Below are 15266 nucleotides of genomic sequence, written 5' to 3'. Positions count from 1 at the left end.
ATATTGAAGTTTAGACATGTTATGCAAAATAAGCGAAGCCAAGTTAGACGGATACATCTGATGGAATATGGCCAAATCACAAAAAAGTAGCGAAAGGGCGTCAATTTTGAAACAGAGCTGTGAGAGTAACGTTAATTCGGTGGGCTATCCGAATTTAGGTTACGGACGAGCTTGAAAACTCATGGGTTTTGAGGTTTCAAGTCGAGGTCAAAGACCGCAAAGCGGGCTGAGACCGGTCCACACAGCGGCGTTTCAAAATTGACAACCGCAAGCGGTCATTTTTACTGTTTGCAACGTGTTACAACACACAAATGTGACACCGTCTACTACCAACAGGTGTCACTTGAATTTTGTAAGTGCGTCCTGTTATACTGTTAAGCACTGATAATAACGACCTTCAAATCGTTGATTCTCAGAATCTAATTGAAATGATGGTGATACCATGACTGATCAAGCAGTTGATCATTCACATACCCGTGTTGTCGTCGGCATGAGTGGTGGGGTAGATTCGTCAGTTACAGCGTTGTTGCTAAAGCGACAAGGCTACGACGTGGTCGGTGTGTTCATGAAAAATTGGGACGACACCGATGACAATGGCGTATGTACGGCGACAGAAGATTACAAGGACGTGGCTAAGGTGGCCAGCAAGATTGGCATTCCTTACTACTCTGTTAACTTTGAAAAGGAATACTGGGACCGTGTGTTCACGTACTTCTTGGATGAGTACAAAAAGGGCCGCACTCCTAACCCAGACGTTGTTTGTAACAAGGAGATCAAGTTCAAGGCCTTCTTAGATTACGCGTTAGAGTTGGGTGCTGACTATATTGCAACGGGGCACTATGCCCGTGTGACTCACGATGAGGATGGTCACAGTCACTTATTGCGTGGCTTAGATGGCAATAAGGATCAAACGTACTTCTTGAGTCAGCTTTCTTCTGACCAGTTGGATCGAGTTCTATTCCCACTGGGTGAAATGGAGAAGCCACAGGTTCGTGAAATCGCGGAAGAGGCCGGTTTGGCAACTGCCGAGAAGAAGGATTCTGTTGGTATCTGCTTCATTGGTGAGAAGAACTGGAAAGGTTTCTTGAACCAGTATTTGCCTGCACAAGAGGGGAAGATGATGACCCTTGATGGCAAGCAGATGGGCACTCATTATGGCTTGATGAATTACACGATTGGCCAGCGTAAAGGACTCGGCATTGGCGGTCAAAAGCAAGGCGATGAGCCATGGTTTGTGATCGGCAAGGATCTCTCAAAGAACGTTTTGTATGTAGGCCAAGGATTCAATAATCCGCACTTGTTGGCAACCAAGTTATCTGCGTCAGATCTGAACTGGGTTAACCCGAGTGATGACAATGATTTCCACGTGACCGCCAAGTTCCGTTACCGTCAAAGGGATACTGGTGTGACCGTTCATTTGAATGATGAACGAACGGTTGCGACCGTGACGTTTGATCAGCCGGTTCGTGCGATTACGCCCGGTCAGGCAGTTGTTTTCTATGATGGCGACGAGTGCTTAGGTAGCGGTATCATTGACGCAGCATACAACGAAGCACGTGAATTACAATACATTTAAAGCTTGTTTGTAAACATCAATCCAGGTTGTTTTAGCCTTAAGTTGGTTTTGCAAACATAAAGGGGTCGTCAAACCAGTTGAGCTGGTTTGACGGCCTTTTTTGTGACATAATATAGGCACATTATTTACTTTAGGGCGGGGTTACTGTGACTAAACTGTACTTTATTCGACATGGTAAAACACAATGGAATTTAGAGGGGCGTTATCAAGGTGCTAATGGCGATTCACCATTGCTGCGGAGCAGTTATGATGAAATCGATCAGTTGGCGGATTATTTGCATGACGTTCCGTTTAAACACGTGTATGCTAGTCCAATTAAACGTGCGCGCATGACCGCCATCCACTTAATGGCAGGTCTTCATCAGGGTGTGCCGCTGACATTAGATTCCGGTTTGCGTGAGTTTGAACTGGGTAAAATGGAAGGCATGTATTTCGATGATGTCAAACGGCAATTTCCTGAGGAGTACGATGGTTTTCGTTTTCATGCGGAAAACTACGACCCGACTGCCATTGGCGGTGAAACATTTGAAGATGTCATTGCGCGGATGGATCCTGTCATTCGGCGGGCGGCCGCTTGTCACCCTGATGACAATGACAACCTGTTGTTTGTTTCACACGGAGCGGCTTTGAATGCCGGCATTAACGGGCTACTGCACATTCCGTTGGCGCAAATGCGTGCTAAGGGCGGTTTATCGAATACCAGTACCACAATTCTTGAAACGGTGGACGGTGGACAACACTTTAAGTTGCTGGTTCGCAATCTGACGGCGTACCTAGAGGAATCGCCAGATGCCACCAACACGATTTAACGAGGAGACGGGCACACAACAACATGAGTGAAAAACATGATGACCAGACAGCAAACGCTGCTCAGGCAGAGGCCAAGCAGGCGGTTGCACGTTTGGTGAAACAAATTGACGCGAACCCCAACGATTTTCATTTGTACTACCAATTGGCCACGGTGCTGACAGAAATGCAGGATTATGAGCAGGCCGAGGAGTTGTTGATGAAGGCGCAGGGATTGTTTGTCAAAGATGATGTTGCACAATCATTACTGAACTATGGTTTAGGTAACGTGTACTATCAGGCGGCTTCCTACGATAAGGCCGTGGCTGCGTTTAGCAAAGTAAAAGACGAAAAGCTGCTCTTGGAAGCTTATCAGATGATGGCCCAAACTGCGATGCAACAAAATCAGTATCAAAAAGCCTTTGCGTTTGCATTAACGGTTCACGATGCAAAGCCAAAGGATGCAAGTGTTAATGCTTTACTGGGCGATATTTTGATGGCCATGGGGAACTTTAACCAGGCGGCAGACTTTTATGATCAGTCGTTAGCAGCAGATGACCAAAATGGTCATGTATATTTTAGTCGCGGCTTGACAGCGATGGTGCTGGAGAAGGATGCCACGCCATTTATGAATGCTGCTAAACGTTTGGACCCTGATTTTGTCAAACGGAGTCAACAGCGTGTTAACGATATCGCAACGGTGGTCAACAAACGTCATCAAGATGGTGATTCACAAGCAAAATAATTGAAATTAACGAATGGAGGTAACCAACATGGCCGAGTCAATGTCGCTATTTGACGACAACACCAGTTTTCAACCCAATTATGTCGTGGGTAAGGTCGCCGCCATTTTTTTTAGTAGTTCTGATTCTTTTTATAAGGTTCTGTTGGTTCACGTGGATCAGACAGACTTAGACTGGATTGAGGACGAAATTGTCGTCACCGGTTCATTTGGTGACGTGGCGGAAGAGGGCACCTACCGTTTTATCGGCAAGGTTGTGGATCATCCGAAATATGGTAAACAGTTTAATGCCAGCAATTATGAAAATGAGACGCCGACTTCTAAAACAGGTCTGGTCAAATATTTATCTGGCGATCAATTTCCCGGTCTGGGTAAAAAAACAGCGGAACGAATCGTTGAAACTCTTGGCACTGGCGTAATCGACAAGGTCGTCAAAAATCCAGATGTTCTAAAGCCCATTGGTTTAAAAAAGTCTGTTGCTGATCATCTGATTGAAGTTCTGACCGAAAATCACGGTACGGAACAGATTATCATCGGTCTCAATGGTTTCGGGTTTGGCAGTCAGTTGGCCAGCACGATTTATGAAAAATACAAGCAGGACACGCTTCATATTATTCAAGAAAATCCCTATCAGTTGGTAGAAGATATCAACGGGGTGAGTTTCAAACGAGCGGATCAAATCGCTGAACAATTGGGCTTTGATGCGGATGCACCAGGTCGGTTACGCGCAGCACTGTTGGAAACAATCAGCGACATTTGTTTTGCTTCCGGGAATACGTTTGCCGAGCTAAAACCACTGATTCACGATGCAACGGCGTTGTTAGAATCGGCGCGAAACGTGCAAATTTCGCCAGATATGTTGGCCAATCAATTAATTGCCATGGCGAAAGATCAGCTCATCGTCGGCAATGGACAACAGGTCTACCTAAAGTCACTGTATGATACTGAATGGGATAGTGCTGAACACCTGATGCGTTTGCAACAACAGCAGGAGCGGTTGTTACCTAAAGATGTTGATTTGGATCATGAGGTGCGACTCGTCGAAAAGCAATTGGGGATCACGTACGACGATGCTCAAAAAGACGCGTTAGTGGCCGCAATTTCTTCACCGGTCTATTTACTCACGGGTGGTCCCGGAACAGGTAAGACGACGATTATTAACGGAATTGTCGCCTTGTTTGCACGGATCCATGAGTTGTCACTGGACGTCAATGAGTATGAGGAGGGCACTTTTCCGATTTTATTAGCGGCGCCAACTGGCCGGGCTGCTAAACGGATGAGTGAAGTGACAGATTTGCCTGCCAGCACGATTCACCGTTTGCTTGGCCTGACCGGGCGTGAAGATGAGGCCACACAGTCTTCAGACAAAGATCTTGAGGGCGGACTGCTCATCGTGGACGAAATGTCGATGGTGGATGCGTTTCTCTTTAGGACATTGGTTCAGGCCGTGCCTAATCACATGCAGGTGATTTTGGTTGGGGATCAGGATCAATTGCCTTCCGTGGGCCCGGGGCAGGTGTTTGCTGATTTGTTGAAGTCAGACTGTCTGCCGTCTACCGAATTGACAACGATCTATCGCCAAGACGACAGTTCTTCGATTATTCCTTTGGCACATGCTATCAAGCACGGTGAATTGCCAGCCGATTTTACGGTTAATCAAACGGACCGCAGTTTTTTTGCAGCTCGGCCTTACCAAGTTGTGCCGTTAGTTAACCAGGTCGTCGCCCGTGCGAAGTCACGTGGCTTTGCTAAAACGGATATTCAGGTACTCGCACCTATGTACCGGGGGGCTGCCGGAATCAATGCGTTAAACACGGCCCTTCAGGATACCTTGAATCCGAAAACGAGTGCGCGGACGAAAGAAGTCGAGGCTCACAATGAGCATTTTCGGATCGGTGACAAGGTGTTGCACCTAGTCAACAGCCCGGAAAATAATGTGTTTAATGGCGACATGGGTGAGATCGTCGGGATTGATTTAGCCACCGATAAGACCAACGAAGACAAGGTTGACAAGTTAACCATTGCCTTTGATCAAACAGAGGTTACGTATGGACGTGCCCAGTTTGACAGGGTGACGTTGGCTTACTGTGTCTCCATTCATAAAGCGCAGGGGTCGCAGTTCAAACTAGTAATTTTGCCCTTGGTACCCCAGTTTCGTCGGATGCTACAACGTAACCTGCTTTATACAGCGGTAACCCGAGCACAACAATGGCTGATTCTGGTTGGTGACGCACAGTCCTTTGCTGAAGCCGCTGCCAATAAATCCGCCAACCGGCAAACGACTCTGCAGGCTCGGTTGCGGCAGGTGTTCAAACATGAGGGTGACGACACTGTTGAAGAACAGACGGCACCAAGTCCAACCCGTGATGATACTGTTACCGATTCTAGTGCGGCAGCAACAATCGACTCAGAGGCACCGATTGCAAACAAAAGTGTCTCGGATCCAGCTATATCTGAATTAGGACAGCCCTCAACGAAAGCAAAAGAAGCGTTCAGTAATGTGGAAAAGTCGTCTGCAACCACGCTTGACGAAGAAAGCGGTACACTAGGTGAGCCAAGGTTGACGACGGCCTTAATCCTGAGCGGCAATATCGATCCATTGATTGGAATGGGTAAGTTGACGCCCCAAGATTTTGCGCCAGGAAAGGGTTAGCCTAAAGTTAAGGTAAGCGGGGGAGAATGATGGCTTCATCAAATGTTGCTTCAAATGTGTCGAATGGTCTTGTAAATGCTGCGATTGAAAAACACTGGCAGCGGAATACAGGGCTGTTTTTAGCCGCTCAGAATTTTTTCTTGTTCGGTTCTTCTTCAGTCTTTTTTGCGATCTTATGGTACATTGCGCTTAAAACGTCGTCTGGAACATGGATGATGTTGGCAACGCTGGCACAAAGTTTGCCCCAAATTTTAGTGTCACTATGGGCTGGTGTGTGGGCTGACCGGTCTAACCGCCGGAACCTGCTTATGTGGGCAACGGGGATGGTCACCGTTGTGACGTTAGGCATTGCACTGATGTTTTATTTTGGCTGGCGTGATTTATGGCTCTTATTACTAATCGCCGCTGTTCGCTCGATGGGAACAGGGGTGGAAATGCCCGTCGGCAATGCATTATTACCGCAATTGACGCCGCGCAAACAGTTAACGCGTATGAATGGACTGAACCAGCTGATCAATGCGATATTATTGCTTATCACGCCGATTGTCTCTGGTTTAATTTTAGGGAAACTCGGAATCATTTCCATTTTTGTTGTGGATGTGGTGACGGCCGGAGTTGGGCTATTGTTACTAGCCTTAATCAAGGTCGATCCGGTTGTTCTTGACCAGCAGAAGGCAACAGCAGGTGCGGTTACGTCGACATTGAGCCAAATTGGCGGTGGGTTGAAATTTACCTTCAACCACAGTTTTATGCGCTGGTTTATGATCCTCATTGCGTTAGCGTTTATCATGGTGGCACCCAGTTCACAGTTATCAACATTATTCGTTAAACAAACGTTTGGCAGCCGGGTGATGTTATTGACACTCAACGAATTGTTGTGGACGGCAGGTGCTACCATTGGCGGCATTTGGATCAGTAGCCATCAACAAATTAATCATAAAGTGCCTGTTATCGCGGTGGCGCTGGCCGTTAGCGGGGTAGCGTTCTTTGCGATGGGCATTCCCGAGCCATTTGCGGTGTACTTGTTCTTCATGTTTGTCAGTGGCATTGCAATGCCGATTATTCAGGCGACGAGTAATATCTTGATTCAAGAAACCGTGCCGTCAAACATGATGGGCCGCGTCTTTTCCATTTTTCAGATTGTTTCGACGGGAATTTATCCGATTGCAATGTTGTTCTTTGGTCCGTTAGCGGATGTGGTGGCAATCAAGTGGTTATTTATGATTACAGGCATCTTGCTGGTTGGGATTGCTTGGTGGTTTAACCACACTTTAGCTAGCCGTGAGCAAGCGCCGATCAAGTAAAAGATTGCGGCAGTGTTGGCGGTGTGATAAATGTTCGCAAGTTAACCGGTTTTAACCGGGTTTTCCTTGTCATTCGCAGGCTTACTTGCGATAATAGGACTATTGAAATGAATTTGTGGAGGCAGTCATGAGTGAAGAAAAGTCTAACGGCAACATTAAGTTGTTTTCACTGAACACCAATCGGCCGTTGGCAGAAAAAATCGCAGCGTCTATTAATATTCCGCTGAGTCCAACTACCATCAGTACGTTTGCTGATGGTGAAATTGCGATTACCATTGATGAAAGCGTTCGTGGAGATGAAGTTTATGTCATCCAATCCATTAGTGATCCCGTGAACAGTTCGTTCATGCAAGTGATGATTATGGTTGACGCATTGCGGCGTGCTAGTGCCGGTGAAATCAATGTGGTGCTGCCTTACTATGGGTATGCACGGGCAGACCGCAAAGCGCGTCCCCGTGAACCAATTACAGCCAAGTTAGTGGCTAACTTTCTTCAAATTGACGGTGTCGACCGTGTTTTGACGTTAGATTTGCATGCCGATCAAGTTCAGGGGTTCTTCAACATACCTGTTGATCATTTGTTGGGTGCACCGTTATTGGCGAAATACTTTTACACCAACGACTTACTGGATAACATTGTTGTGGTTGCCCCTGATCACGCTGGTGTTTCACGGGCCCGCAACTTTGCTGAGTTATTAAAGGCACCGATTGCAATCATTGATAACCGCTCAGAAGATGAATTTGATCCGGAGCCAGACTCAGTGATTGGTGATGTAAAGGGTAAAACTGCCGTTATTATTGATGACATGATTGATACAGCGGACCGGATGACGGTCTCGGCAGATATTCTTAAAGCCAGTGGGGCCAAGGATGTATATGCGGTTGCGACTCACGCAGTCTTTTCTGGTCGTGCGGCCGAATCGTTGGAACAATCAAAGTTAACTAAGGTGATTGTAACGGATTCAATTGCAGTCCCTGCCGAAAAGCAGTTTGATAAGTTGGCGGTCATTTCGGTAGCTGATTTAATTGGCGAGGCTATTTTACGGATTCACAACAATCAGCCGGTCGATGAATTGTTTATTAGCAAACAAAATCCGGACGTTAAATTAAGATAGACCAATTGATGTTTTTTAAAAGATAAATCAAAAAATCGTGGTATTCGAACAGAATACACGATTTTTTTGTGCCCACAAAATAGGGACAATCACATACGTCCTAAACAGGAATTGCTTTTAATTTTTATAAACAAATTCTTACTTTAACTTATATACCACTAACAAAAACCGGCGCCGACCCCGCGCCGCAAGCAAGACAAGTTCGTTTTTGACAGTATTTTACGTTAAAATAAGGCCTGTAAGCATAGATTGAGAGGAGCTAATTGATATGTATCAAGCAAACGAAGAACGGTACGCAAACATGCCCGTTCGCAGGGTTGCTGACACTGGCTTTATGTTGCCAGCGGTCAGTTTTGGCCTGTGGCGGAATCTAGGAGACGAACAACCTTACGCAAATAGCCGTGAGGTAATGCTGAAGGCGTTTGACAACGGCATTTTCAGTTTCGATAACGCGTCAAATTATGGCCCTAGCAACGGGAGTGCCGAAGAGACATTCGGTAAGGTTTACGAGCAGGACCTGAAGCCATATCGTAATGAATTGGTTATAACGACAAAGGCTGGCTTTCACATGTGGCCTGGGCCCTACGGCGAGTTTTCATCGCGTAAAACATTGATGAATGCACTGGAGTTATCACTAACCCGGATGCACCTGGATTATGTCGATGTCTTTTATATGCACCGCTTCGACCCACATACCTCACTCGAAGAACAAGTTGAAACGTTGGACCTGATGGTTAAGCAGGGAAAGGCCTTATATGTTGGTGTGTCAAACTTCACTGCGGATCAAACAGCGGCGATCACTAAGCTGTTTAAGGAACACCATACGCCATTTGTTGTTAACCAAAGTAGCTACAACATGATTAATCGTGCTGTGGAAGATGATGGTTTGCTAAACGTACTGAAGGAAAACAAATTAGGATTAGTGGCATACGGACCACTGGCAGAAGGTCTGCTAACTGATCGTTATCTACAGGGTATCCCCGAAGATATGCCAATTCACTGGAGCAATAAGCTGTCTTTGAAACAAGGTACTGATAAAGTAGTTAGCAAGTTAAATGATCTGAATAGTTTGGCGTCTGATCGTGGACAAACCTTGGCTCAAATGGCCTTGGCTTGGTTATTACATGATGACGTGGTGACAAGTGTTGTCATTGGTGCCTCACATGTTGACCATTTGTTGGGCAACATCAAGGCGGTTAACAACCTGACCTTCACGACAGATGAACTTGAACGAATTGAAAGTATTTTAAACCGTTAAAGGGATTTGACGTGCTCTCATTGGGTTATATAAAAATAATTATGAGAACGGCGTGGCGAATCTCATTATTTTCTTACAATAATCGTTGACAAGCGATTTTTTGTGCGGTAATCTAATAACAATTTCACATGACCGAAAAACAATTTGAACAGGAAAGTAGTTCTAACAAGACTGTACAGAAAACCTGCGTTTGCTGAGAGCAGGTAGTTAAATTGGGATGAAAATGGCCTGCGATTGGTATCGTCGAACCGGCAACTACTGTCAGTAAGGTGATAATGACTTGGCGCCCATTACCGCGCACACCGCTACTTAGGAATTCTAGACCCTTTCTAGGTGTCGGTTGATGAGGAACTGAATGTAAATTCAGTTCGAACTAGAATGGTAACGCGATAAGCTCGCTTCTAATTTTTATTAGAGGCGGGCTTTTTTCGTTGTCGAAGTTCAGTCTTGTCAGTTAGCGGTTATGTGAAGTCGGCAAATTAAAAATGAGTCGATATTAATGACATCTAATTGGATGAAAAAAGGGGTAAATTAATATGAATAAAAGAATTCGTCGTATTTTATTAGGCACTGCATCAGTCCTTGCGTTAGGTTTGGTATTAGCGGGTTGTGGTAAGTCAAGTTCGGCTAAGACGACAACGGTTAAAGTTGGTATTGTCGGGACCGACGATGAAAAAATCTGGAAGCCAATTGCTCAGGATGTTAAGAAGAAGGGCATTAACTTAAAAATTGTGACCTTCACTGATTACACTCAGCCCAACCAAGCGTTGAATGATAAGCAGATTGACCTAAACGCCTTTCAGCATTATTACTTTCTTGACCAGTGGAACAAGGCACACAAAGCAGATTTGACACCGGTTGGTAAAACGGCTGTTGCACCACTTGGATTATTCTCAAAAAAGCTTAAGAAGGTTTCTGAGTTTAAGAAGGGTGATCAGATTGTAATCCCTAACGATGCAACTAATGAAGGTCGTGCCTTAAACTTATTAAAGAACGCTGGTTTGATTAAATTAGACAATGCTAAGTTACCAACGCCGAAGGACGTTACCTCAAATCCAAAGCATTTGAAGATTACGGCGGTGGCTGCTGACCAAACACCACGTTCGCTCGACTCTGCCACGGCCGCAGTTGTCAACAATACTTACGCTGTTGACGCTAAGTTGAACATCAAACACGCCGTTTATGCAGAAAAAATCGACAAGAATGTTAAACCCTACATCAACATTATCGTGTCCCGTAAGGCTGACAAAAACAAGAAAGCCATTAAAGAAATTGTTAAGGCATATCAAACCAAGAAGATTGCTGACATCATCAACAAGGACTTCAAAGGCACTGAAAAGCCAGCATGGAACTTGGACATTAAATAATTTCCTTTGTATTATTTAGACAAACATGAACTGGTTTCGCAGTTCACGTTTGCATACATAGAACATTTTTAGTTAACCGCATTGAATTCGAATTAGGAAAGGAACAACCATTATGGCAGCAAACGCACCGATTATTGATTTGAAGGGCATTGATGTAACGTTTAAAGAGGCTGACCGCACTGTGCGAGCCGTCAAGAATGTTGACTTGGAAGTTGCCAAGGGTGACATTTACGGTATCGTTGGCTATTCAGGCGCGGGTAAAAGTACGCTGGTTCGGGTGATTAATCAGTTGCAGCGACAAACATCCGGGAAGGTAACCGTTAGTGGTCAAAACATGGGCGCTTTAAAAGGAAAGGCGTTGCGTCAAGCACGAACTAAGATTGGCATGATCTTCCAGCACTTCAACTTAATGAATGAGCGGACCATCGGTGACAACGTCATGTTTCCACTATTGTTGGGTTCAAAACTGAGTCGGCATGATAAGCAGGCTAAGGTAGATGAACTTCTCGACTTAGTTGGCTTATCGGAAAAGAAAAATGATTATCCGGCACAATTATCTGGTGGGCAAAAGCAGCGGGTGGCAATCGCCCGGGCATTGGCAAATGATCCGGAGATTTTAATCTCCGACGAAGCGACGTCAGCACTAGACCCTAAAACGACGTCGTCAATTCTTGATTTGTTAAAAAACTTGAATGAAAAGTTAGGGTTGACGGTCGTGTTGATCACTCACGAAATGCAGGCAGTTAAATCTATCTGTAACAAGGTGGCCGTTATGCAGAGTGGAGAAATCGTTGAACGAGGCGACCTGCTGACGATATTCTCCAAGCCAACTCAGCAATTGACGAAAGAATTCATCGAAACGTCTTCTCAGATTGATGCCGCCTTGGCAAACGTTGTTGCCCAGCCAAGTATCCAGCACTTACAAGCAAATGAGAGGCTGGTAGTACTGTCCTATGCGGGTGCATCGACTGATGATCCCTTGATTGCACAACTGTATGAGCAATTTAAAGTTACGCCAAATATTTTGTTCGGGAACGTCGAGATTCTACAAAATACGCCAGTTGGTAATTTGGGCTTGGTATTAAGCGGTGAAGGCGACGCAGTAGATAAGGCATTGGCCTACGTAAAGGAACAGGGCGTGACTGTCCGGCAAATCAATGTCGCAGAATATCAGGCAGAACTCGCACGCAAGGCTGCTGAGGCAGACACAAACGCCGAAGGGGAGGCATAAGCATGACAACTATTTTAGCAACAGATTTTTGGACATCCATTATGCCAAACGTTGTGGCTAACAAGGATGTCTTCATCCAATCAACGTGGGAAACAATTTACATGACGCTGGTCTCCGGAATAATTGCCGGCATTCTTGGAATTATTATCGGAATTGCGTTAGTAGTTACAGCACCAGGTGGCATTCTGGCGAATCGGACAACATACTGGATTTTGGATAAACTGGTAAATATCTTCCGGTCCATTCCTTTTATCATCCTGTTGGCCGTAATCGCGCCCTTCACGCGGCTACTTGTGGGCACCTCAATTGGCACTACCGCAGCCTTAGTTCCTTTGACCATCGGTACAGCGCCATTTTATGCACGTCAGGTTCAAAATGCCTTAGTCGATGTTGATCGCGGCATTATTGAAGCTGCGGAAGCAGTCGGTGCGTCACCGATGCAAATTATTTTTCGTGTTTATCTACGTGAAGCGCTCCCTGATTTAATTCGGACATCGGTTGTCACGGTTATCAGTTTGATCGGACTTACTGCAATGGCTGGTGCCATTGGTGGTGGTGGTCTTGGGAATACAGCGATTAGTATCGGGTATGACCGTTTTGAAAATGATATCACCATCATGGCGATGATTATTATCTTAGCCATCGTGTTTATCATCCAAATCTTGGGTGATTTGTGGGCTCGTAAAACTGACCACCGTTAATTTAAATTTTAAGGACAGATGGCAGTGATTTCATTACGGCTTTGGGTGAGAACAATGCGGACTGGTATCGTCGTTTAAAGTCGTGAGAGCAATCCTTATTCTGAAAGCATTCTATTTCCCTGTCCGGGGATGGGATGCTTTTTCGTTTATACTTCCTCGGAAAATGACGCTGATAGGACATTAACTAATTTTTGTTGATGAATGGGGCGCAACTGTTGGTCGGTCATGATACGAGTGTTAGACTGAACACAGATAGCGTAATGAACGTGAATCAAAATTTTGTAAAGATAGGGATGATGACATGAATTGGAATTCCACCCGTCGGTCCTTTGACTGGTATAGTTTCATTCTTGGCGTATTATTTATCATTGCAGCGGGAATTGCTTTTGTGGATCCTGCATCGAGTTTAATGGCATTGGTGGCCATTTTTGGGGCCGTTGCATTACTTAGAGGTATTTATGAGGTATGGTTCCACGATGACGTCCGTCGGCTTCTGGGACGCTCTCCTGTGTGGCTGTTGCTTATGGGGATTTTAGACATTGTAATTGGTGCATTTTTAATCTTTCATCTAGGCATCGGGATGCGCTTATTACCAATTTTCTTTGCAATATGGTTCATCGTCGATTCATTGACTGGTTTAATTACCTCGGGGTTACTGCGTTCGTTTGACAAACGGTATTTCTGGGTCAGCATCGGCTTAGATGTGCTTGGTCTTATCGTTGGTATTTTATTGTTACTAAAACCAGTGGTGGCTGCACTAACCTTAGCGACACTGATTGGCATCTACTTCTTCATTGAGGGAGTTCTTCACATTATGCGGGCTTTCTAGAATAAAATAGCGCAATAAAGGGGACCTTGGGTAATGAAGCAAACAGAGACAAACGCTCCGGTTCATAATCGGGGCCTCATATGGTTGATTAGTGCCATTGTCGTTGCTGTTGTGATCGCAATTGCAGCAGTTGGTGGCACTGTGTTGTATAAAAATATGACAACAACGAATTATGAGTTGGTTGATGCGGCCCAGCCGTTGACATATAAGGGCAAGACGGTCACGGCACACGGGGTGGCTTCGTTCTCGCACAAGCAGGCGACCATTACTTCAATGAGTTTTGGTCGTTCTGCAGTGGTGGTAACAGTGGCTCATTATCAGTTTGACAGTAGCGATAAGAAGAAGGCTAAGCCTAACAATATTGCGTTAGCTATCTATCAGCTACCACTTAGTGAATTTGAACGCACGTATGCTAAGCAACTGGCGACCAACAAGCAGGACAATGTTACTGCGATTAATCAGACGATGAAGGTTGTTAAACCGCAGGCGGGCGTTTACATCGATCATTTGCAGGCTAGTGACCAAAAACGACTTAACATTGATGCAACGAGCAATCAAGCGACGTATCAAAAATTAGAAAATGCGTATGCGAGTGCGAGTCGCAAAGTAAAAACACATACACACTTTACGCCAACCAAACGGGTGTACCAGCGGGCTCATAAATTAAATGCTGGTCAAACTAAACAATTTACAAAATTGGCTGACGCCGTTAAATATATGCAAGAAAAGACCGCTCAATAATTGAATTGAACGGTTTTTTTGCACAAATAGGAACAAATTGTTATGATTTTGTAATTTCTTGTTTCGAAAACGGTAGATGCGTTGACTGCATTGAATTCTCTATATTGTCAGGAACATCGTACAAGCCATTCAGAGGTTAAATTCTTTAAATTTTTCTGAAATTTGCACAAATGTTTGCGATAATAGTACTCGATAATCAGTTAAGGGGATGACAACTGGTCAGCGCATAGTGCCTAATTGCCATCAAAACTTTGAAATGAGGGACGAATAACGTATGAGTACACAGCACCAATCTGCACCAAGTGGGGGAAAACGTTACATTAGTAAAATGAAGGTCGTCGCATTAGCAGTGATAGTCAGTTTGATGACTATCAGTGTCGTCAGTCAACCCGCGAAGGCAGAAGCGCATCATCAATCAGTCGCAAAGATGGCCACAAAAAAGCAGAGTACTAAAACACAGTCTAATTTTTGGCAAGATCTTGGTTATCAGGGGTCTTACAAACGTCAAAGTACACTAGGTAAAAAGCAGATGTTGAATAATACGCTGTTGGTCGTCTTTACGAAAGACCATCAATTTAGGCAGCGTGTCACTACTTCGTTAAGTATGAACGGTATTCAAGAACAAGTGACAGATGGGGAAGTAACACAAAAGGGCAACGTGTTAACTCTAGTGCCAAAGTCGACGGCAACTGCTGTTTATAAGACTGAGGCGGACTACAAGAAGCATACTGCGTCCAACTATCACCGCAGCGGCGAGGCCTTTAAGAGCCAACTTATCTTTGCGAAAGATGGGCAGCCTTTGCAATACCGAGTTGATGTAAAACACAAGCGGTTGACTGGATTAAAGAACAAAGCGACCGTATCAATGAAACAGGCAGCGGCGAATACTTTGGCAACAGCTCAAGATTATATTAAGCCGATTGAAAATCATTAGTCGTTTAGACTAGCTTTATTGCAGTGTCAG

Annotated in this window: 13 protein-coding genes and 1 other annotated feature; all 13 genes read left to right on the top strand. The window is 45.0% G+C overall.

Features of this window, described 5'->3' with window-relative positions; translation table 11 throughout:
• The first annotated feature begins 442 nt into the window (after positions 1 to 442).
• Complete coding sequence (gene mnmA, locus LROSL1_RS08645; RefSeq protein WP_178914365.1) at positions 443 to 1576, top strand: tRNA 2-thiouridine(34) synthase MnmA; 1134 nt, start codon at positions 443 to 445, stop codon at positions 1574 to 1576.
• 146 nt (positions 1577 to 1722) lie between these two features.
• Entirely contained in the window at positions 1723 to 2385 is a 663-nt protein-coding gene (locus LROSL1_RS08640) for a histidine phosphatase family protein (RefSeq protein WP_017262832.1), read from the top strand.
• Positions 2386 to 2408: 23 nt separating this feature from the next.
• Complete coding sequence (locus tag LROSL1_RS08635) at positions 2409 to 3107, top strand: tetratricopeptide repeat protein (RefSeq protein ID WP_225440516.1); 699 nt, start codon at positions 2409 to 2411, stop codon at positions 3105 to 3107.
• Positions 3108 to 3135: 28 nt separating this feature from the next.
• Complete coding sequence (recD2, locus tag LROSL1_RS08630) at positions 3136 to 5757, top strand: SF1B family DNA helicase RecD2 (RefSeq protein WP_178914364.1); 2622 nt, start codon at positions 3136 to 3138, stop codon at positions 5755 to 5757.
• Between the two features lie 29 nt (positions 5758 to 5786).
• Positions 5787 to 7061 carry an MFS transporter gene (locus tag LROSL1_RS08625; RefSeq protein WP_225440578.1) on the top strand — a complete coding sequence of 425 codons (1275 nt, stop codon included), beginning with the start codon at positions 5787 to 5789 and terminating at the stop codon, positions 7059 to 7061.
• 127 nt (positions 7062 to 7188) lie between these two features.
• Positions 7189 to 8175 carry a ribose-phosphate diphosphokinase gene (locus LROSL1_RS08620; protein ID WP_017262836.1) on the top strand — a complete coding sequence of 329 codons (987 nt, stop codon included), beginning with the start codon at positions 7189 to 7191 and terminating at the stop codon, positions 8173 to 8175.
• A gap of 268 nt (positions 8176 to 8443) precedes the next feature.
• Positions 8444 to 9433, top strand: coding sequence for an aldo/keto reductase (locus LROSL1_RS08615; RefSeq protein ID WP_017262837.1), 990 nt, complete (start codon positions 8444 to 8446; stop codon positions 9431 to 9433).
• 135 nt (positions 9434 to 9568) lie between these two features.
• Positions 9569 to 9839, top strand: a binding site (T-box leader).
• A 142-nt stretch (positions 9840 to 9981) separates the two neighbouring features.
• Positions 9982 to 10800 carry a MetQ/NlpA family ABC transporter substrate-binding protein gene (locus LROSL1_RS08610; protein ID WP_404825831.1) on the top strand — a complete coding sequence of 273 codons (819 nt, stop codon included), beginning with the start codon at positions 9982 to 9984 and terminating at the stop codon, positions 10798 to 10800.
• Between the two features lie 112 nt (positions 10801 to 10912).
• Positions 10913 to 12031 (top strand): methionine ABC transporter ATP-binding protein, encoded by a 1119-nt coding sequence (locus LROSL1_RS08605; protein ID WP_017262839.1) that lies wholly within the window; start codon positions 10913 to 10915, stop codon positions 12029 to 12031.
• Positions 12032 to 12033: 2 nt separating this feature from the next.
• A complete protein-coding gene (locus LROSL1_RS08600) occupies positions 12034 to 12732 on the top strand; it encodes a methionine ABC transporter permease (protein WP_017262840.1) in 699 nt (232 codons plus the stop codon).
• 301 nt (positions 12733 to 13033) lie between these two features.
• Entirely contained in the window at positions 13034 to 13561 is a 528-nt protein-coding gene (locus LROSL1_RS08595) for an HdeD family acid-resistance protein (protein WP_017262841.1), read from the top strand.
• 33 nt (positions 13562 to 13594) lie between these two features.
• A complete protein-coding gene (locus LROSL1_RS08590) occupies positions 13595 to 14302 on the top strand; it encodes a hypothetical protein (protein ID WP_017262842.1) in 708 nt (235 codons plus the stop codon).
• A gap of 274 nt (positions 14303 to 14576) precedes the next feature.
• Positions 14577 to 15236, top strand: coding sequence for a hypothetical protein (locus tag LROSL1_RS08585; RefSeq protein ID WP_017262843.1), 660 nt, complete (start codon positions 14577 to 14579; stop codon positions 15234 to 15236).
• Positions 15237 to 15266 lie beyond the last annotated feature (30 nt).

The organism is Furfurilactobacillus rossiae, from assembly GCF_013394005.1.
GTDB classification, from domain to species: domain Bacteria; phylum Bacillota; class Bacilli; order Lactobacillales; family Lactobacillaceae; genus Furfurilactobacillus; species Furfurilactobacillus rossiae.
The sequence above is the reverse complement of the archived record's forward strand: the minus strand, read 5'-3'. Positions and strand labels throughout refer to the sequence as shown.